Raw genomic sequence first — 19,715 nt, forward strand, 5'->3', positions numbered from 1 at the left:
CTCTCCTCCAAGGTTGTGGGCGCCCGTTGGCTGCCCTTTCAGAACGCCGCTGTGTTTTTATTTGCGGCCTCGCTGCAGGAAGGCGACGGCGATGATCACCACGCCTTGCACTGCGGCATTCAGGTAGACACTGATGATGCTGGTCAAATTCAGGATATTGCTGATCACGGACAAGAGGATGGCGCCGATCACGGTGCCGACGATGCGCCCTTCTCCCCCCTTCAGGGCCGTGCCGCCGACGACGACGGCGGCAATCGCTTCGAGTTCCCATAGCAAGCCCGTGGTCGGCGTGGCCGAACCCAGGCGCGGCACATACAGCACGGTGGCGATGCCCACGCAGATACCCAGCAGCATGTAGGTGGCGATCTTGACCTTGTCGACATTGATGGCCGCATAGCGCGCCACTTGCTCGTTGGAACCAATCGCCTGCACATGGCGGCCAAACGTCGTGCGGTTCAGGATGATGGCGCCGGCCGCCGCGACGAACAGAAAAATCCAGATCGGTATCGGCGCGCCCAGCACGCTCGTGTAATACACGGGGCTGTACAGCTCGGACAGGGTGGCGTCCAGCGTCAGTGCGCCGCCATCGGCCAGGTAGGTCAGCACGGCGCGGAAGATGCCGAGCGTGCCCAGCGTAACGATGAACGGCTCGATATTGCCCTTGCTGATCAACAAGCCGTGCATCAGGCCAAAGCCCGCGCCCAGTACCAGGGCCATGGCAATGCCCAGCACCAGCATGGTGATCGGCGCCAGGCTCCCCCCCGCGCCTTGCGCCAGCGCATTCATGAAATAGATCATGCAGCCGGCGATCAGGGCCGCCATGGAGCCTACGGACAGGTCGATGCCGCCGGAGATAATCACGAAGGTCATGCCGACGGCGATGATGCCGATGAAGGCCGTGCGCGTAAGCACGTTCATCAGGTTGTCCAGGGTGGCGAAGTCGCCATTGAGCAAGGTGCCCGCGATGCATAGGGCCAGCAGGCCCAGCACGGGGCCAAAGCCCTTGATGCGCGCGCCAAAGCTGGCAACGGCAGCGGCAATCGGGGATACGGTGGTGTCAGTGCGTGCCGGTTGCATGGGCAATCAACTCCTCTTCGGTCAGGTGGTCAGCAGCCAGGGTGGCTTGCAAGGTGCCGGCGCGCATCACCGCCACGCGGTGGCACAAGCCTATCAATTCGATCAGTTCGGACGAGATCACGATCACGGCGCGCCCTTCGGCGGCCAGGCGGTGGATCAAAAAATAAATGTCGCGCTTGGCGCCCACGTCCACGCCACGGCTCGATTCATCGAGCACGACGACACGCGGGTCCGAATGCAGGTATTTGGCCAGCGCCAGCTTTTGCTGGTTGCCGCCGGACAGCATGCGCGCGCGGCTGTCGAGGTCGCCAGTGCGGATATTGAAATCCCCGACGGCCTTGGCCAGCGCCCCCTTTTCCGCTTTCAAGTTCAGCCACGGCCGCGCATAGCGCTCCATCGTCATCATGGTGAGGTTCTCACGCAGCCCCAGGTTCACGTGCAAGCCCTTGCCCTTGCGGTCTTCGCTCAAATACGTCATGCCGTGCTGCATGGCCTGCTTAGGGGTACGGATGTCCACCGGCTGGCCATTGAGCTCGATCGTGCCCGCGCTGCGCGGGCGCAAGCCCAGCAGCGCCTCGAACGATTCCGTGCGCCCCGCACCCACCAGGCCCGCAAAGCCCAGCACTTCGCCGGCGCGCACCTCGAACGACAGGTCTTTCGACCAGCCTGGCACGCACAAACCCTCGACTTTCAGGAGCACGGGCGCGTCGGCGGCCAGCGCGGCTTTCGCGGGAAACATGTCAGACAGTTCGCGTCCCACCATCAAATTGGCCATCTGCTGGCGCGTGAGGCTGGCCGTCGGTTCGCGTGTGACGAAACGCCCGTCGCGCATGACGATGACCTCGTCCGTGTTGCGCTCCACTTCATCGAGCTTGTGCGAGATATACAGGATGGTGACGCCGTCCGCTTTCAGCTGCGCCATCACGGCGAACAATCGCTGTGTTTCCGACGACGTCAGGGTGGCCGTCGGTTCATCCATGATCAAAAAGCGGGCGCGGCGCGACAGGGCCTTGGCGATTTCCACCAGCTGCTTTTCAGCGACGATGAGGTCGCGGATTGTTGTGTCGGGCGACACCTCCAGGCCCACCTGTTTCAAATAGCGCGACGCTTCCTCGCGCATGGCGGCCTCGTCGAGCAGCCAGCCGCGCGTCTTTTCGTGGCCGAGGAACATGTTCTGCGCCACAGTCAGGTGTTCGGCCAGGTTGAATTCCTGGTGGATCAGCACGATACCGGCGCTTTCCGCCGCGCGCGAGCTGGCGAAACGCCGGGGCTGGCCATCGATCAGCAACTGCCCTTCGCTCACGCTCTCGTAGCCGGCGAGGATTTTCATCAGGGTCGACTTGCCGGCGCCATTTTCGCCCAGCAAACCATACACGCGCCCGGGCGACAAGCTGAAACTGACGCCATGCAAGACACGCACGGGGCCGAAATCCTTGCAGACCCCCTCGAAACCGACGGCAACGCTCACTATGCACTCCCTCGCAAGACCAAGTTATGGTTGAGTAACACCCCAGGTACCCGTGCAGCCGGATCCGCCAGCCGCTGCAGCAGCAAGCGCGCCGCCGTCTCGCCCAGCTCGCGCATCGGCTGCGCGATGGTGGTGAGACCGGGATCGATCTGCGCGGCGATGGCGATATCGTCGAAGCCAATGACGGCCACATCCTCGGGCACGCGTTTTTTCAATTGGCGCAGCGCGCTCAGCACGCCGATGGCCAGGGTGTCGGATACGGCAAAGATGGCCGTGGGCGCATCCGGTCCCGCCATCATCCGTAAAGTGGCGGCCGTGCCCGCTTCGTAATCGAGGCTTTGCACCGTATGCACCCACTGCGGCTGCACGGGCAGGCCGGCGGCGGCCAGGGTGTCCAGATAGCCTTGCTGGCGTTGCCGCGCGTACAGATAGCGTTCATCGGAATTAATCAGGCCGATGCGCGTATGGCCGCGCGACAGCAAGTGCGCGACGGCGTCGGAGGCGGCGCGGTGGTTATCGATGCCGACATAGGGCACGGCCACGGCGGGGTCGAATTCGCAGCAAGCCACCCACGGCAGGCTGACGGATTCATGCGACAAGGCATGCTGCACCGTGTCCGGGTCCAGGCAGATGGCGCCATCGGCGCGGTGCATGCGCAGCAAGTCGAAGTAGGAGCGCTCGCGGCCCGCGTCGGCGCCCGTGTCGCACAGCAACACAAAGTAACCGTGTTCGCGCGCCACCGTATCGATGCCGCGCACGATCTGCGCATAAAAAGGGTTGCCCACGTCGGGCACCATGGTCAGCAGCATGCGGCTCTCGGCCGTGCGCAGGCTGCGCGCCAGATGGTTCATGCGGTAGCCGAGCGCGGCCACGGAAGCGAGCACCTTGTCGCGCGTGGGCGCCCGCACGCCGGCCTGCTCGTTCATCACGCGCGAGACGGTGGCTACCGACACCCCCGCATGCGCGGCAACGGCGCTGATGGAGACGGTTTCTGTCGGCAAAGGTGATGGAACGGCTGCGGGCATGGCGCTTTTCAGAAAAATGTAATCGATTACATTTATAAGCCAGTCGCGCGCGCGATGCAAACATTATCGATGCTGCAATGCGCAAAAGAGGCAAGGAAGATGGCAAAAACGGCCCTGCGCGGGCCGCCGCAAGCAGCTATTTCTGGGCTTGCAAGGTGCTCTGCTGCACGGCAAAACCGGCACGCACGGCGGAGAGTGCCGCCACCCACAGGATCAGGCCGGCGCCCAGGCAGCCGACGGGATGGATGGGGCCATGGCGCAAGGTCAGCGGATAGCCGATGGCCCACACGCACAGGGCCATGCCGATGGCCAGGTGGCGGCGCGCCTTGAACAGCCAGGCCAGCGGAAAGAAATGCAGGCCCACGATCAAAATGACGGCAGGAATGAACCACGCCTGCAGCCCCATGTTTTTCAAGACGTTGCCGACGATGAAGATGGCAATCCACTGCCCCGCGTTCACAACATTGAACAGCCGGCCCACGCGCTTGGCCTGCGGCGATTGTTCCGCCGCCGCATGCGCGGCACGGTGGCGGCGAAACTGGCGCCACGCCAGCATGAACAGCAAGACGGTGATGCCGGCAACCGGCAGCAACCTTAACGGATGCGCGCCATACGTCTGCACGCACCAGGCGGCCACCCACAGGCCGCCAAACAGGGAAAAGAACATGGCGCCAATGGCGCTACGGGCAAGAGCGGCGGCAGGGTCGTGTTGTGGCAGGGTCATGGCAGGGTCTCTCGGCAAGTAAAAGTGATTACTTCATCATCGCGCAAAACGTTTCGGGGTTGCCGTCGAGAATAACGCCGCTGGGCCAGCGGTGGCTGCGCTGCTGGGCGCGCAGCAAGGACGCGGCCAGCGCCGAATCGCCATCGACGGCGTAAACGAAGACGGGCATGTTCAGACTGGCCGCGTCGCCCAGCAAATTCGGATTGGCGTCCAGGCTGCGCGCATCCACGTGCACGCCAGTGGGCATGCCGATCTGCTGCTGCACGCGCTGCAGCCACGGCTTGTCCAGCTTGGGCGGACGGGCATTTTTCGCGATGTAGCGGCTGACCCGGTTGGCCCCGGCCGCCTGCGCATTGCGCGCGTCAAACACCAGCAGGCCCAGATAACCCTGCGGGTCGGCGCGACGCGCGCACGCCAGGTTGTTCGGCACGCCCGAGGTCAAGAACCAGTTGCCATGCTTGATGTTCGCGCGCAACTGCGTCACCAGGGTGTTGATGGGCGCGCACGACGCCACGACATCCTTGATTTCCGCATTCAGGGTCTTGGCCGGGAATGCCGTCGCCAGGTCGGCGACATCGCTGACAAAGGGCGGCGTTTCCGGCGTAGCCACGCCACGGTTCTTCATGCTGGCGGCGCGCCAGTCGTCGGCCGTCAACTGTTTCACAGTGCGGGGCGTTCCCGTGTCGACGACTCTCCCCGTCAGCAGATCGTGGTGCACCACCCAACTGCCGTCGCCCAGCAGTTGCAAATCCGTCTCGACGCCGTCCCAGGTGCCGAAGTACGTGTTGCGCAGCGCGCTCAGCGAGTTTTCCGGCGCATTGCCGGCGCCGCGGTGGGCGTGCACCTTCATGCCCAGGCAGTCGGCCTGTACAAACGTGCAGAACGTGCTGAGCAGCAAAGCCAGTGCGGCCGCCTTACTTTTGTTGCGCGTGATAGCCATAGTGAATTCCCTGCAAAACATGGATGCGGATCGCTTCGTTGACGGGGTAGCTGTAGCCCTGCCCTACCGCCACGACGTGCGTGATATTGGCCAGGATGGCCTTGCCGGCGAGATTCCAGCGCGTACTGTCGGGCTCGCCCTGGCGCGTCCAGTCCAGCATTTGCCGGAACAGCTCGCTGCGCGTGACGTTATTGTCGAGAATGGACAGCATGCCCCAGGTGCCCGCAAAAGCCGTCGCCAGCACGCCCGTGGCGATCCAGGCGGAACGGCGGCTCAGCTGACCATCGGCCCCCGCCTGCTCGCCGCGGCGCGCCGCCAGCAACAATAATACGACGGTGGCGACCAGGTACAGCAGTTTCGAGAAGTGGCCGATGGCGCCCAGCAGCGAGAAGAACAGGGCCACGGGCGGCACGATGGCGGCGCGCGCCGCTTCCTTGCCTTCATGGAAGAACCTGCCGCCCGCTTCAAAGTCCGTGCGGCTGGCGCGGTATTCCACCAGTTTTTCCGCCGTCTGGCGATCGAGGAACTGCTCGAACAGGCGCCCGAACTCGGCAGGACTCGCATACGATGCCTGCACCGTAGCACTGGCCGGCAGTTTCAAGGCTTCGCGCAATTCCGCCTGCACGCCAGGGCGCGCGACAAAGGCGGCAAAGGGCAAGCCCGGCGGGATGCGCTCGCCGCGCACGGTGACGCCCTTGCTGGCCGCCTCGGCCGTGTAGCGGCGCTTGACGGCGGCGCGGAAGCCCCGCTCGTCGTCGGTCTGCCAGTTGGCGGGCACGGGCACTTTCTTGCGCACATTATTGACGACGGCCGCCTGGCGCCGCATCGGCACCGAATGCGGCTGCCAGCCACGCCGCGACAGGCTGTTGCGGTATTCTTCCCACGAGGATTGCTGCTTGGCGCGCAAGCCGGCATCGCTGTCGGGAATGATGCCCGCATACAATTCCCACTTGCCGGCCAGCTCGCGCATGGCTTCCTGATACTTGTCATAGTAGCCGGACGGGCCGCCCGCCACCTGGCGCACATTGGCGCGCACCAGCTGCTCCTTGGCCGGTCCCATGCGCTCGTCAAGATGCCGCACCGACACGGCCAGGAAGGGGAACAGGGCCAGGAAAGACTTGCCTTCCGGCTTGGCGAACAGGGTGGGATCATCGACCAGGCCCTGCAATTGCAAGCTGCCGCCTACCAGCGAACGCTGCAGCAAGGTGGTGTTGAAGGCCATGCGGCGAAATTCCGCGTCGCGCGTGTTGACCAGCACATTCACCGTGGTTTTCAGCACGCCGAAGACGACGCCTGCCGTCACCACGCAGCAGACGATGATCTTGGTCCAGCCTGGCCCGCTGCCATTGTTCTTCAGCCGGCGGCGCCACATCAGCTGCAACACCACCAGCGCGGCGGCGATGCCCGACAGGCTGCGGCCATAGAATTCCACCCCTTCCACATCTTCCGGCTTGACGTTGCCGCCCACCACGTCGAGCAAGCGGGCATTGAAGCCCAGCTCGAAGCACAGGTAAATAATCGTCAGGACGATCAGGATCAAGGTCTGCCGGATCTGCAGACTGCGCAAACTCGCGGCCATCTTATTTCCTCAAGTCGATGACGACGGGCTTGATTTCTTCCGTCTGGAAACTCATGGCGGCCGGCACGCGCGAAGCGCTGTCGGCGGCCCGCGCGGCCGGAGCCGACGTTGTCGGGGAGCCTGGCACGGTGCGTGCTGGCGCCGGCGCTTCCTGCGCCACCTGGCGGCGGTTCTTGCTGGTGGTGCGCGTCGCGGGCTTCGCGGCAGGCGCCGGGGCCACGGCCGGCGGCGACGGAATCACGCGTCCGCTGTCGCTGCCAGGCATGGTGGCGATGACGGGGCCGGTGGCGCGCAAGGCGTCGTCGGCAAACGGCTGCGCGCGCGTATCGACGCCGGGCGGCACGGGCACGCTGGCGTTGAGCAGCCGGCTATCCGTGTAGATCATGCGCGACAGGCGGTTGTAGTTGGGGAAGTCGATATTCAGCGATTTCGCATCCGCTGCCAGCTCCACGCGGGGGCGGTCCTTGCAATTGCCGACCGTCCACTGCAGCACGTCCGTGCCCTGGAAAGCCAGCACTTCATAGCGGTAGGCGCAGCCGCGCTCCTGGGTTTCCACGATCACCACGGTGCGCTCGCCCACGTTTTCCACGCGCGCCACGCGGGCCGTGATGGCATTGTCCAGCGGCACGACGCGAAACGCCTGCGACAGCTTGATCGAATATTTGCCCTTCGGATCCTTGCGCAAGGTGCCTTCCGTGCCATCGCGCAAGCGGAAGGTGGAAATCGGCGTGCCGAACAACTCGGCCGTATCCAGGCCCATCAACACGCCGCCACGGCCATTCGGCGTCATGGCGCAGCCCGTCAACAGGACGCCAACTGCCACGCCAGCGATCAACTTGCGCCAGTGCGCTAATGCAAAGTTCTTATACGTTGTCATGCTGGATAACTTTCTCTTATTTCTGAATTCAGGGATTGATGACGGCCAGCGGATTTCCCGGGCCTGGCGGCGGCACGACTTTCTGGCGGTCGCGCGACAGCACAGTGAAGGCGCCCAGGGTGTCCGGGCCGGCGACGATTTCCAGCTGCTCACGCTGCAGCCAGGTGCGGATTTCCGCTTCTGTTGCCTCGGCGCGGAACAGCACGCGCGTGCGCACGCCCGTCTCGACGCCGCTGCGCTGTGGAGCACCGTTGCGGAATTCGGCATTGCCGACGACGGCGTTTTCCTTCGGCAAGAACAGCCACGCCGATTGCACCAGCATCACGCTGGCGGCCACGGCCGTGACGATCTTCAGCCAGCGGCTGGCATTCGCCGCCTGCACCGGCTTAGCTACCGGTGCCAGCGCATCGGCCGTAGCGATCTGCAACTGCTGCAGTCCCTGGCGCAGCAATTGCCGGTAGGCCACGCGGCCATCCTTGCCCAGCTCGCTCGACAGCGGCGTGCCCGTCAGCGCATAGTCGTCGCCAGGCAAGGCCACGCGGGCGATCACGCCAGGCGCCGCAATGGCAGCATTGGCGCGGCCATGCGTTTCCAGCCAGCGCGCCGCCTGCAGGCGTTCCTGGCTGAACACGCCCAGGCAGGCGCCCAGGTCCGTCACGGCCAACGTCACGGGCAGGTCGCACAGCACCAGACCGGCACGCGGGTCGGCGGGCGCGTCGCGCTCCTCGACCACCAGGCCGCAGGCGTCCGCATACGCCGTATCGGGCGTGACGAGCCAGCCGCGCCAGCGCTGACGCGTGCTGTCCCAGGCATCGAGCAGCACGGCGCCAAAGCCGGGGCGACGCGCCAGCAAGTGGATCTGCCCACCCGCGATGGGCCGCGCGGCCAGCGGTGCGGCATCGCTGCGGCGCGCAAAGCGCTCCATCACGTGTTCCGGCACGGCGATGCCGCGCCAGTCGGGGGTATCACCGCTGACATCCGCATCCAGCAGTTCGGCGGCGGACGGCGGCGCTGGCAAACGGGCGGCAACGATGGCCAGTGTGGGCGTCAATGCAGTCATGCCGGTGGCCTTTCATCAGTGTTCGGGTCGGTGGACGCGGGGTCCATGTGCAGGGATAACGCGGCCATGCACAAAATATCCAAAACTATTTGCGCCGCCTGCATGTCGCGCACGGCCAGGGAATCCCCCACGCGCAGCTTGAGCAGGCTCAAGACCCAGCTGCCCAGCAAGGTGGCGCGGTGGGCCGGTTCGACGATCTGGCGTCCCGCGCTATTGATCTCGCCCTTCTGCCTGTGCACCAGGCCCAGCTTGCCGCCGTGATAATGCGCGGAAGCGATCTGCTCGGCCAGTTCCTTGACGGGCATGCCGCCGCAGCCGCAATGACGCAGCAGCAAGATCAAATCACGGGGCAAGGTGGCAATAAAAACGTCTGCCGCTACGCGCACCTGCTGCGGCGTGAGCTGGTAGTCGCGCAGCGGTTCGGCATAGGCGTCGGGCGCGCGCAAGTCGCAGCCCTCTTGCGCATCGGCATCTTCCTCAATACGCTGCTTGCGCAGCTGGTCGATGATGAAACGCTTGAAGTACAAAAACAGGGCGCCCACGTGGTGAGGCGCGGCATCGCTGTCGCTGTGGAGGACTTTTTCGATGAAAAACTGGTGGCGCAAATCGGCCAAGGAATCGCCCAGCGATGCCGCCTCACGCGGGCGGCATGGCGTCAGCGCGGCGATGACGCGCTGGTAAAACTCGCCCAGTTCGCCTTGTGTCAGCTGCGGGCGGCGGGTCCAGAAAGCATGAATCCGTTCAAATTGTTCCGATTGCACAGCCGGTCCGATCGTGTGTTGGGCGGCACGCGCCACTGGCCGGCGGCGACGCGCACCGGCAAACAAGCAATACGCTGGCCAGACAAGAAAAACTTGTCAGTAAGGTAAAATGCATTTAGGCAATTTTCTCATATCACAGTAAAAACCGCTAACTTTTGTTACTTTCACGACAATTCCCGAGACCCCGATGCAACGCCTGATTCCCCTGTTTTTGAGCCTGTTCTTTTTGCTGGGCAGCAACGTAGCGCACGCTGCCATGCCAGCGCCTGTGCAAGCGGCTCCCGGCAAGCGCATCGCCCTGGTGATCGGCAATGCGGCGTATCCGCAGCCCTTATTGAATCCCGTTAACGATGCGCGCGCCATGGCCGAGCGCCTGCGCCGCCTGGGATTTGAAGTACTGCTGCGCACGGACATCAATGCGGCGCAGTTGCAAAAGGCGTCGGCCGAGTTTTCCACGCAGGCGCGCGGCGCCGATATCGCCCTCGTGTTTTACGCGGGCCACGGCGCGCAGGCGGGCGAAGCCAATTATGTGTTGCCGCTGGGCGCCAACATGCATGCGCTGAGCGCCGCCGCGATTGCCGCACAGGGCGTGTCCGTTTCCAGCCTGGCGGGCGATTTGCAGCGCACGGGCGCGCGCGGCGCCGTGCTGATCCTCGACGCTTGCCGCCAGGAATATACGCGCGGTGGCGCCGTGGTGGTTCCCGGCGGCGGCAATGCGGCCAGCCACGGCTTTGCCGATACGCAAGCGCCACGCGGCGTGGTGATCGCCTATTCGGCCGGTCCCGGCGCCCTGGCGCGCGATTTCTGGTCGCGCGATTCGCGCAACAGCCCCTACACGAGCGCCCTGCTCGACGCGCTGGACGCCCCGGGCTTGCCCATGGGCGACGTGTTTTCGCAAGTGGCGGCAAGAGTGGCCGCCATGACGCACGATGTGCAAAAGCCCCGCGTATCGTTTGGCGAAACGTCGGCGCGGCTGGTGCTGAACATGGGCAGCGGCAAGGGCGTCAGCCAGCCGGCGCCGGGCGTACTGGCATCGGGCAACAACGGCATGCGTGCCCCCGTCCCGGCGCCAAGTCCGGCGCCAGCGCCAGCGACGCCGCCCGCCGCCGCCCCGGGAGCGAAAGTGTGGCCCGGCAACGTGCTGCAAGACATCAACTATGAAATCCGCATGCAGATCGCGGCACGGCCGTTTCCCCGCCAGCAGCTGGAAAAGCGCGCGCGCAGTGGCGACCTGGTGGCGCTGACGGCCCTCGGCTATGGCATCGGCGGCGGCGATGCCGGTATCAAGCAGCCGAAAACGGGCATGCAGTGGCTGGAAAAGGCGGCCGCGAAAGACTTTCCCATCGCCCAGACCTATCTGGCGGAACTGCTGATGGTCAAGGGCGACCCCGCCTCATTAAAACGGGCCGGCGTGCTGCTGGACGCCGCCTCGCAGGCAGGCTACACGGCCGCCCATGCGTATAAATTCGACCTGGCCCGGCGCACGGGCGCGCCGCCGCAAGACGCGGCACGGCATTTGCAGGACGCCTTCATGGGCTTGATGAAGGATTACCAGGGCGCTGCCAAGGACTTGATGCAGCCGCAAAAAAATAATTCAAAATAATTTTAGATTTCCCTGAACTGCCCCCGTTATCCGGGGGTACATGCAATACAGCATGACAGTGACCAGGGAAATCCCATGCAAGCATCGAGCACGGCAGCAACCATTACCACCGGCCAACGGGGCCGCATCCTCGCCTACCAACCGAGCGGACAAGGTTCCGTCAGCGTGGCCGGCATTCAACATGCCTTCGACGTCAGTACCCATTGGCGCTCGGACGTGGCGCCCGCCATCAACGCCGTCGTCGACGTGCGCTTCGATGACGCTGGCAGCCTCACCACCGTCAGTGCCGTGGCGACGCAGCAACTGGCGCAGGAAGAGATGGCCGGCGCGGCGAAACTGGCGCGCGACAAGGGCCAGCAGCTGTGGGGCCAGGCAGTCTCGGCGCTGGGCATCAAGGTGCTGGCCAGCCTTGGCGTCTTGATCGCCGGCGCCTTTGTCTTCAACACCATCGGCATCCGCCTGTTCGCCTCCGTCTCGCGCACCTATTGGCAGCTGCTGGGCCTGTCCGCCGACAGCCTGGAAAGCTTTGCCCGCGATGGCGGCGGCGGTTTTACCTCCGCACAATTCTTCTTCCTGCTGGCCATTGCCGGCTGCTGCGCCACCATGGCCAGCAGCCACCCGAAAGCGGCGCTGGGCAAGTGCGCGCCGCTGCTGTTCGTCGTCATCCACAGCAGCTTGCTGTTCATCAAGATCAAGGGCGCCGTCAGCGATGCGGGCAACGCCATGGGCGGCATCATGGGCAGCCGCGCGGCCCGCATGGCCGAGCAGATGGCCAGCGAAATGCTGGGGCAAGTGTGGCAAGGCTTGTCGTTCGGTATCGGTTTTTACCTGGTGCTGGCCGCCAGCATTGTCCTGGCCGCTTACGGTGTTGGCGAATACAAACGCAAAACCGTCGGCTAAGTCACCTCTTACACACCCATACTGAAGGAAATAACATGAACCGCACTTTCCCCGCCCTGCTCGCCATCGCCCTGCTCCTGTCCGCCTGCGGCAAGACGGATAACACCACACCTGCCGCCTCGGCCCCCGTCGCCGCGAATGTCGCCGACATGGCTGCCAAGGCGCAAGTAAAGGCGGCTTCCGCCAGCCTGCCGCAAGCGGACGCTGCCACGCCAACGTCCAGCTATGTCGACATCACTAGCGGCAACCAGTTGATGTACAGCTACATCGCCCTGTCCGGCGTGCCGCCCGATTACGCGGCCGTGGCGCAACGCATCTCGCGCGAATATGCGGGCAGCAACGACGCCTTCCGCAAGCAGGAAGTGCTCGACGCCTTGAAACCGCAGATCGACGCCAGGGTCAGCGAAGCGAAAACCAAACGCTACCTGCGCTACCAGATCAATGGCCAGGGCGCGCTGTCGCCATACGCCATGGACAAGGCCGCCTTCCCCGCCAAGTTCGCCGAAGCGGGCACGTATTACTACATGTACGACAATGGCGACTACAAGCTGGCGTTCACGAATGGCGACGGTTACTCGCTGCTGAAGGTAGACCAGGAGGCGGCGCGCAAGATCGAGGCGGCGCGTAGCGGCTACAAGGATTTCGCCATCGTCGTGTATGCCTACGCCCAGGAAGCGGACATGGCCAGCAAGCAGGTCAAGGCGCAGATCGTCAAGGTGGCGATCAAGCTGAACGGGGAAGAAATTCCTGTGCAGCAAGCGCTGTAAGCACCGGGGCCTTTGCGTTACACTGTTCGCCACATTGCATCGGGATAGCGACATGGGCGAACCAACACAGGCGGAACAACATCTGGCGAAGGGCCAGCAACTGCAGCAGCAAGGCAAGCTGATCGAGGCGATCAACGCCTACCAGGCCGCCTATAAACTGAACCCGGCCCTGGCCGAAGCACAGCATTTCCAGGGACTGGCGATGCTGGAGCTGGGCCAGGGCGCCATCGGCCTGGGCTTGCTGAAACTGTCGCTCAAGCAGCAACCGGAGAACGCCCTGTTCCACTACAACCTGGGCAACGTGCTGCGCGGCACGGACAGCGAAGCGGCGCTGGCCAGCTACGCTACGGCGGCGCGGCTGGCGCCGCACGAGCACGATTTCGCCATCAGCCATGCCGAATTGCTGCTGGGAAAACAGCGTCTGGCCGACACCATCGCCGAGCTGGAACGGGCCCACACCCTGCGCCCGCAGCGCTGGCAAACCCTGCAGGGCCTGGCCGAGCTGTATTACCGCACGGGACAGCAAGATCTGGCGCTGGCAAGCTACGCGCAGGCCCTGGCGTTGCATCCGGCACTGGCGCAAACGTGCCGCATCGGCTTTGCCAGTCCCAGCACTGAAAACACGGAACGGCTGAGCACGCCCGACGTAGCGGCGAGCTTGCACGACTTCCTGCGCGAAACCGACCTGCACATCCTCGACGATTTCCTGCCCGACCCGGCCGCCTGGCGCGCGCAGGCGCTGGCTTTACCGTTCGAGCAGCAGCGCTATGCCGGGCAGAACTACCCGGGCAGCCAGACGGCGGGCCAGCCCAGTCAAGACATCATGGAGCGCATCGCCACGGCGCTGGGCCGCCCCATCCGTTTTATCTCGCCCGACAATGGTTCCTACCGCCTCAGCTATGCGGACGCGATGGCGCGCACGGATATCCACGTGGATAACGAAACGGGCAACAATTTCAATTTCTATGCGGGCGTGCTGTATCTGAACCCGCCCGAACAGTGCCAGGGCGGCACCACCTTCTGGCGCCACCAGCCCAGCGGCTGGTACCGTCGCTTGCCAGAAGCGGACGTAAAAGCGGGCGGCTACGCCAGCTTCAAGGATTTCCAGAAACGCTGGCTGCCGAACAGTAAAGTGCAGAAATTCAATGACTTGCAGGAACAGCGCGACAGTTGGCAAGCGCTGCTGGAAGTGCCGATGCGCCACAACCGATTGATCGTGTACAAGGGCCACTACTTTCACTCGATCAGCAATGTGTTTGGCGACACGCCGGAAAATGGCCGATTGGTACAGCTATTTTTCTTTGAAGTGCCGGACTAATACATATCCGCAGCCGTCGCCCGCACGGCTTTGAGCAGCATATCCGCGCCCGGCGACAGCAAATGATCCTGCTGGCGAATAATCCCGAACGCATCCATCTTGCACGGCAGCTCGATGGGCAAGATGCTCAGCACGTTCAACGATTCGTAGTAATGCGCCACTTCCGTCGGCATCACGTGCAGCGAATCCGTCTGCTGCAGCAAGGACGTAATCAAGAGCAAGGCGGTGGTGTCGACCACGTCGACGGGCGGTTCCTGGCCGGCGCGGCGGAACATCATGTCGAAGCGGTGGCGCAGGATGCTGCCTTGCGGCGGCAAGATCCACGGCTGACCCGCCAAGTCTTTCAGTTGCAGATTCTTGCGCGACAGCAGCGGATGGCCATTGCGCGCCACGGCGCTGGCCGGCTCTTCCGTCAATTCCTCGTAGATGAGGCCAGCGCTGCTTTCCTTTTCCAGGATGCGCCCGATCATGAAGTCCAGGGTGCCATGCTGCAGCATGTCCATCAGGGTGTTGCTGTGCTCCAGGTGCACGCCGATGCGCATCAGCGGCGCCTGCTGCTTGATGCGGGCAATCGCGCGCGGCAGCAAGGCCATGGCCGGCGTCATGATGACGCCCACTTCCACCTGGCCCGTCAAGCCCGACTTCAGGGCGACGATGTCGTCATGCGCCAGCGACAGGCTCGTCAAGGCCATGCGCGCGTGGCGTATCATCGTCTCGCCATAGATGGTCGGCTCCATGCCGCGCGGCAACCTGTCGAACAGGCGCACGTCCAGCATCTCTTCCAGGTCCTTGATTTGCTTGGACGCGGCCGGCTGCGTCATGTGCAATTCTTCCGCCGCGCGGTGAATGTTGCGCTGCTCATCCAGGGCGATCAGCAGCAGCAATTGCCGCGTCTTCAGGCGGGCTCGCAAGAACCAGTTGGGGTTGAGGGTATCCATGAATAAATCATATCATGATCGATATCGGTGTTGACTCAATATCGATATTATAGATATCGGTGTGTCTCCTTTTTGTACTGGGTGAAATGGCTCAGGACGCCTTGCAGGCGGCACTCGGATTGGCCGCCGGGCCAGCCGTCTGCTGGATGAATTCGATCGTGCCATCGGGCTTGTACTTCAGCTCTTCCACGGCCACGGAACGCCGGTATTCGCCGCCACCGGGCAACTTGTCGTTGTGATAGAAGATGTAGGACTTGCCGTTGAATTCGATGATGGCCTGGTGGATGGTTTTCACCACGGCATTCTTGTCCATGATGGTGCCGCGGAAATGCCACGGTCCCGTCGGCGTCGGCCCTGTCGAATACGCCGTTTCTTCCGGGAAGTTGCGCGAGTACGACAGGTAATACGTGCCCGCATGCTTGTGCATATAGGCCGCTTCCGTGAACGCATCCATGCCGAAAGTCAGAATCGGGCCGTCGAGCTCCGTCATGTTGGCTTTCAGTTTGGCGTATTTCAAGACCGTATTGCCCCAGTAAATATAGGCCTGGCCATCCGTGTCGATGAAAACAGCCGGGTCGATGTCGTCCCACGGAATCGCCGTCTGCTTCGTCATGTCGTTCGTGATCAGGGCGCTGCCGCGCGCGTCGACGAACGGTCCGGTAGGGCTGTCGGACACGGCCACGCCGATGGCCTTGCCGGCGATGGTTTTATGGTCGACGGTCGAATAGAAATAATATTTATTGCCGCGCTTGACGATGTCACCGGCCCAGGCATCCTTGCCGGCCCACGCGAAGGTGGAAAAGCGCACGGGCGAGCCGTGATCCGTCCAGTTCGCCATGTCGCACGAGGAATACACGCGCCATTCATTCATGCGGTAATCCGTATCCGTGGCGCTCGCTTCATCGTGGCCCACGTACAGGTAGACCCTGCCATTGTCGACCAGCGCAGCGGGGTCGCCCGTGTAGATATTTTTCACGATGGGGTTGGCCGCCTGCGCGCCGAATGAGGCGCAGGCGAGCGCCGCCGCCGCCATGCCGATGGCTGCGGCAAGTTTATTCTTGTGAAACATGCTTTTAACTCCCGTTGGTATTTTTCTGGCCCATGGCCATCAGTCTTTGCACGACGCAAAAGACAAACAGCAGGCCGCCGATGACGATCTTGGTCCACCACGAGCTGAGCGTGCCGTCGAAGGCGATCAGGGTCTGGATGGTGCCCAGCACCAGCACGCCGGACAGGGCGCCCGCCACATAGCCGTAGCCGCCGCTGAGCAGGGTGCCGCCGATGACGACGGCGGCAATCGCATCCAGCTCCGTGCCTTGCGCATGCAAGCCATAGCCGGACAGCATGTAGAACGAAAACAGCACGCCGCCCAAAGACGCGCAGAAACCGCTGAAGGCATAGATCAGCACCTTGGTACGCCCCACGGGCAAACCCATCATCAGGGCCGACTGCTCGTTGCCACCGATCGCATAGACGGCGCGGCCGAACGGCGTGGCATGCGCCAGCCAGATGGCCAGCAGCAAAGTGATCACGGCGATCACCACGCCCGGCGAGACAAAGCCACCAAGGAATTGCAACTGGGTCTGCGACATGGCCACGAACAGCGGGTCGGCGATGGTGATGGAATTGATGCTGATCAAATAGCACAGTCCCCGCGCCAAGAACATGCCCGCCAGGGTGACGATGAACGGCTGCAATTTGAAATAATGGATCAGCGCGCCCATGCTGGCGCCAAATACGGTGCCCAGCGCCAGCACGGTGACGATCACCAGCAGCGGCGGCCAGTGCGCCACGTTGAGCAGCCAGGCGGCGATCATGGTTGACAGGGCCAGCACGGAACCGACGGACAGATCGATGCCACCGGAAACAATCACGAAGGTCATGCCGACGGCGATGACCAGCAAAAAGGCGTTATCGATCAACAGGTTAAAGATCACTTGCGTCGATAGCAGGCCCGGATAGGCGGCGCCGCCCAGGCCCAGCATCACCACCAGCAGCAAGACCGTGACGAGCGAGGTGAAATAAGGGGTGTGCAGCAGGCCCTTCATGCTTTTCTCCGATGCAGCAATTGCTTGAATTCCGACGATTGCGACAGGCAGACGAGGAAGACGACGACCGACTTGACGACCATGTTCACTTCCGGCGGCACGCCCAGCGAATAGATCGTATAGGTCAGGGTCTGGATGATGAGGGCGCCTATCATGCTGCCCACGAGGCTGAACTTGCCGCCGGCCAGGGACGTCCCGCCCAGGGTCACGGCCAGGATGGCATCCAGTTCCAGCATCAGGCCCGCGTTGTTCGCGTCGGCGCTCTTGATGTTCGAGCTGATCATCAACCCCGACAGGCCAGCGCAGGCGGCGCAAAACACGTAGACGAAAAAGATCAGGGTCGCCGTCTTGATGCCGGCCAGACGCGCGGCGACGGGGTTGATGCCGACGGCCTGGATGAACAGGCCCAGCGCCGTCTTGCGCATCAGCACGGCGGTAATGATAAACACGGCCGCCACGAGGAACAGGGAAAACGGCAAGCCGAACAGGTAGCCGCTGCCGATGAAGAAGTACGGTTGATAGTAGACGGTGACGATCTGCCCATCCGTCAGCAATTGCGCCAGGCCGCGCCCCGCCACCATCAAGATCAAGGTCGCGACGATGGGCTGCAAGCCCAGTCCCGCCACCAGCACGCCATTCCAGGCCCCGCACAGCAGGGCCGCGCCCAAGGCCGCCGCCAGGGCCCAGCCCATGGGGATGTTGCTCACGTAGGTCGGCACGCCATTCTCCATCACCATAGTGCCGCCGATCAGCATGGCGGCCACGGTGCCGGACAGGGCCACGACAGCGCCCACGGAAATGTCGATGCCGCGCGTGGCAATCACCAGGGTCATGCCCAAGGCTGCCAGCATCAGCGGCGCGGCGCGGTTGACGATGTCGATCACGCTGCCGTACAAATGACCATCACGGATTTCCAGATGGAAAAAGCCGGGAATGGCAAAGAAGTCGACCAGCAACAGCAGGAACAGCGCGGCCAGGGGACGGCTCAGGGGATGGTGTAAAACGGTATGCAAGGCGGACGTACCCGTAGTGGAAGCCGGACGCGCCAGTGGCGCGTGCGATGGCGTGGATAAACTCATGTGGCGTCTCCGGCGATTACTTGCAGCACGGAGCTGTCGTCGAGCTCGCCGCGCGCATAGTCGCCACACGCCTTGCGGTCACGCATGACGACAATACGGTCGCTGCAACGCAGCACTTCCGGCAGTTCGGACGAGATGAACAGAATCGCCATACCCTTGCGGCACAGTTTGGCCACATAGCTCATGATTTCCTGCTTGGCGCGCACGTCGATGCCGCGCGTCGGCTCATCTAAAATCAACATGGCCGGCGACGTCACCAGCCAGCGGGCCAGCAGTGCTTTTTGCTGATTGCCGCCCGACAGGCTGCCGATGGGCGTCTCGATGCTGGCCGTCTTGATACCGAGCGCCTTGACGTACTCGTCGGCCAGCGCCTGCTGGCGTTTGAACGGGATGGCACGCAGCAAGCCCGTGCGGGCCTGCAAGGCCAAAATAATGTTTTCGCGCACGGACAGCGACAGGATCGCCCCCTCATGCTTGCGGTCTTCCGAGCAAAAGCCGATATCCTGGGCAATCGCATCGCGCGGCACGTGGAAGTGGCGCGGCTTGCCTTGCATGGTGATGCTGCCAGAATCGGCCTTGTCGGCGCCAAACAGCAAGCGCGCCAATTCCGTGCGGCCCGAACCGAGCAAGCCAGCCAGGCCCAGCAATTCGCCCTGGCGGATGTGAAAATCCATGGGCAGCAAGGCGCCCTTGCGGCCCAGTCCCTGCGCTTCGAGCACGGTGTGGCCAAAGCTGGCAGCGCCCGCTTCTTGCGCCAGATCCAGCGCTTGCTCCTGCGTGTCGGCCGCCACGCCGATCATTTTATTCACCAGCGCCAGGCGCGACAGCTCGCTGCACGCATACTCCCCTTCGCGCTCACCGTTGCGCATGACCGTGATGCGGTCGGAAATGGCGTAGGTCTGGTCGAGAAAATGGGTGACGAACAGGATCGCCATGCCCTGCTCGCGCAGGCGGCGCAGCACGGAAAACAGCAGATTGACTTCCGCCTCGTCCAGGCTGGACGTGGGTTCGTCGAGGATCAGCACGCGGGCCGAAATGTTCAGCGCGCGCGAAATGGCCACCATTTGCTGAATGGCCAGGGGAAAGCTGGACAATTGCGCCGTGACATCGATATCGATCTGTAATTGCTGCAGCAAGGCACGCGCCTGTTGCTGCATGGAACGCCAGTCTATGGGACCAAAACGCGCGCCGAAGCGGCGTGGATAGCGCCCGATAAAGATGTTCTCCGCCACCGACAGGTTCGGGCACAGATTGACTTCCTGGTACACCGTGCTGATGCCGAGCAACTGCGCATCCGAGGTGGACGCGGGTGCGATAGGCTTGCCATCGAGCAGGATCTGGCCGCTGTCGGGCGTGTAGACGCCCGTCAGCACCTTGATCAGGGTCGATTTCCCGGCGCCGTTCTGTCCCATCAGGGTGTGCACTTCGCCCGGATACAGGCGCAGGGCAACATCGCTGAGGGCTTTGACGCCGGGAAAGGACTTGCTGATGCCGCGCAACTCCAGCAAGGGAGCTGGCGCGGCGTTGTGATGCGCTTGCGTCTTCATCATG

18 protein-coding genes are annotated in these 19,715 nt (G+C 63.4%); 4 read left to right on the forward strand and 14 right to left on the reverse strand.

The window, feature by feature from the left end:
• Positions 1-57: 57 nt before the first annotated feature.
• The 9 genes from ACQ4WY_RS15320 to ACQ4WY_RS15360 form a co-directional block, all read right to left on the reverse strand.
• Positions 58-1,077 (reverse strand): ABC transporter permease, encoded by a 1,020-nt coding sequence (locus tag ACQ4WY_RS15320; protein ID WP_426073492.1) that lies wholly within the window; start codon positions 1,075-1,077, stop codon positions 58-60.
• The gene (locus tag ACQ4WY_RS15325; protein WP_436504792.1) at positions 1,058-2,545 is read right to left on the reverse strand and encodes a sugar ABC transporter ATP-binding protein; all 1,488 of its coding nucleotides are present in this window, start codon (positions 2,543-2,545) and stop codon (positions 1,058-1,060) included. The genes ACQ4WY_RS15320 and ACQ4WY_RS15325 overlap by 20 nt, the downstream gene beginning before the upstream one ends.
• A complete protein-coding gene (locus ACQ4WY_RS15330; RefSeq protein WP_426073494.1) occupies positions 2,545-3,570 on the reverse strand; it encodes a LacI family DNA-binding transcriptional regulator in 1,026 nt (341 codons plus the stop codon). The genes ACQ4WY_RS15325 and ACQ4WY_RS15330 overlap by 1 nt, the downstream gene beginning before the upstream one ends.
• A 136-nt stretch (positions 3,571-3,706) precedes the next feature.
• The gene (locus tag ACQ4WY_RS15335) at positions 3,707-4,294 is read right to left on the reverse strand and encodes a hypothetical protein (protein ID WP_436504793.1); all 588 of its coding nucleotides are present in this window, start codon (positions 4,292-4,294) and stop codon (positions 3,707-3,709) included.
• Between the two features lie 28 nt (positions 4,295-4,322).
• Positions 4,323-5,234: a glycerophosphodiester phosphodiesterase gene (locus ACQ4WY_RS15340; RefSeq protein ID WP_436504794.1), complete on the reverse strand. Its 912-nt coding sequence runs from the start codon at positions 5,232-5,234 to the stop codon at positions 4,323-4,325.
• On the reverse strand, positions 5,209-6,813 hold the full coding sequence (locus tag ACQ4WY_RS15345) for a hypothetical protein (protein ID WP_436504795.1): 1,605 nt from the start codon (positions 6,811-6,813) through the stop codon (positions 5,209-5,211). Before ACQ4WY_RS15345 ends, ACQ4WY_RS15340 begins: the two co-directional genes overlap by 26 nt.
• Before the next feature lies 1 nt (position 6,814).
• Positions 6,815-7,690: a hypothetical protein gene (locus ACQ4WY_RS15350; RefSeq protein WP_436504796.1), complete on the reverse strand. Its 876-nt coding sequence runs from the start codon at positions 7,688-7,690 to the stop codon at positions 6,815-6,817.
• Between the two features lie 28 nt (positions 7,691-7,718).
• On the reverse strand, positions 7,719-8,750 hold the full coding sequence (locus tag ACQ4WY_RS15355; protein ID WP_436504797.1) for a hypothetical protein: 1,032 nt from the start codon (positions 8,748-8,750) through the stop codon (positions 7,719-7,721).
• Positions 8,747-9,511, reverse strand: coding sequence for a hypothetical protein (locus ACQ4WY_RS15360; RefSeq protein WP_436504798.1), 765 nt, complete (start codon positions 9,509-9,511; stop codon positions 8,747-8,749). The genes ACQ4WY_RS15355 and ACQ4WY_RS15360 overlap by 4 nt, the downstream gene beginning before the upstream one ends.
• A gap of 187 nt (positions 9,512-9,698) precedes the next feature.
• Between ACQ4WY_RS15360 and ACQ4WY_RS15365 the strand changes: the two genes are divergently transcribed.
• From ACQ4WY_RS15365 to ACQ4WY_RS15380, 4 genes are all read left to right on the forward strand, one after another.
• Positions 9,699-11,114: a caspase family protein gene (locus ACQ4WY_RS15365; RefSeq protein ID WP_436504799.1), complete on the forward strand. Its 1,416-nt coding sequence runs from the start codon at positions 9,699-9,701 to the stop codon at positions 11,112-11,114.
• 75 nt (positions 11,115-11,189) lie between these two features.
• Entirely contained in the window at positions 11,190-12,014 is an 825-nt protein-coding gene (locus ACQ4WY_RS15370; protein ID WP_436504800.1) for a hypothetical protein, read from the forward strand.
• 35 nt (positions 12,015-12,049) lie between these two features.
• Entirely contained in the window at positions 12,050-12,781 is a 732-nt protein-coding gene (locus ACQ4WY_RS15375) for a hypothetical protein (RefSeq protein ID WP_436504801.1), read from the forward strand.
• A 52-nt stretch (positions 12,782-12,833) separates the two neighbouring features.
• Positions 12,834-14,099 carry a DUF6445 family protein gene (locus ACQ4WY_RS15380; RefSeq protein ID WP_436504802.1) on the forward strand — a complete coding sequence of 422 codons (1,266 nt, stop codon included), beginning with the start codon at positions 12,834-12,836 and terminating at the stop codon, positions 14,097-14,099.
• On the opposite strand, the gene ACQ4WY_RS15385 is transcribed toward ACQ4WY_RS15380, so the two are convergent.
• From ACQ4WY_RS15385 to ACQ4WY_RS15405, 5 genes are all read right to left on the reverse strand, one after another.
• Positions 14,096-15,037, reverse strand: a complete 942-nt coding sequence (locus ACQ4WY_RS15385; protein WP_034752932.1) for a LysR family transcriptional regulator — start codon at positions 15,035-15,037, stop codon at positions 14,096-14,098. The genes ACQ4WY_RS15380 and ACQ4WY_RS15385 overlap by 4 nt on opposite strands.
• Positions 15,038-15,128: 91 nt before the next feature.
• Positions 15,129-16,106, reverse strand: a complete 978-nt coding sequence (locus tag ACQ4WY_RS15390; RefSeq protein ID WP_436504803.1) for a glycoside hydrolase family 43 protein — start codon at positions 16,104-16,106, stop codon at positions 15,129-15,131.
• 4 nt (positions 16,107-16,110) lie between these two features.
• On the reverse strand, positions 16,111-17,085 hold the full coding sequence (yjfF, locus tag ACQ4WY_RS15395; RefSeq protein ID WP_353659288.1) for a galactofuranose ABC transporter, permease protein YjfF: 975 nt from the start codon (positions 17,083-17,085) through the stop codon (positions 16,111-16,113).
• A complete protein-coding gene (locus ACQ4WY_RS15400) occupies positions 17,082-18,164 on the reverse strand; it encodes an ABC transporter permease (RefSeq protein WP_436504804.1) in 1,083 nt (360 codons plus the stop codon). The genes yjfF and ACQ4WY_RS15400 overlap by 4 nt, the downstream gene beginning before the upstream one ends.
• A complete protein-coding gene (locus tag ACQ4WY_RS15405; protein WP_436504805.1) occupies positions 18,161-19,714 on the reverse strand; it encodes a sugar ABC transporter ATP-binding protein in 1,554 nt (517 codons plus the stop codon). Before ACQ4WY_RS15405 ends, ACQ4WY_RS15400 begins: the two co-directional genes overlap by 4 nt.
• Position 19,715 lies beyond the last annotated feature (1 nt).

The organism is Janthinobacterium salmonicoloratum (genome assembly GCF_051380845.1).
GTDB lineage: Bacteria > Pseudomonadota > Gammaproteobacteria > Burkholderiales > Burkholderiaceae_D > Janthinobacterium > Janthinobacterium lividum_F.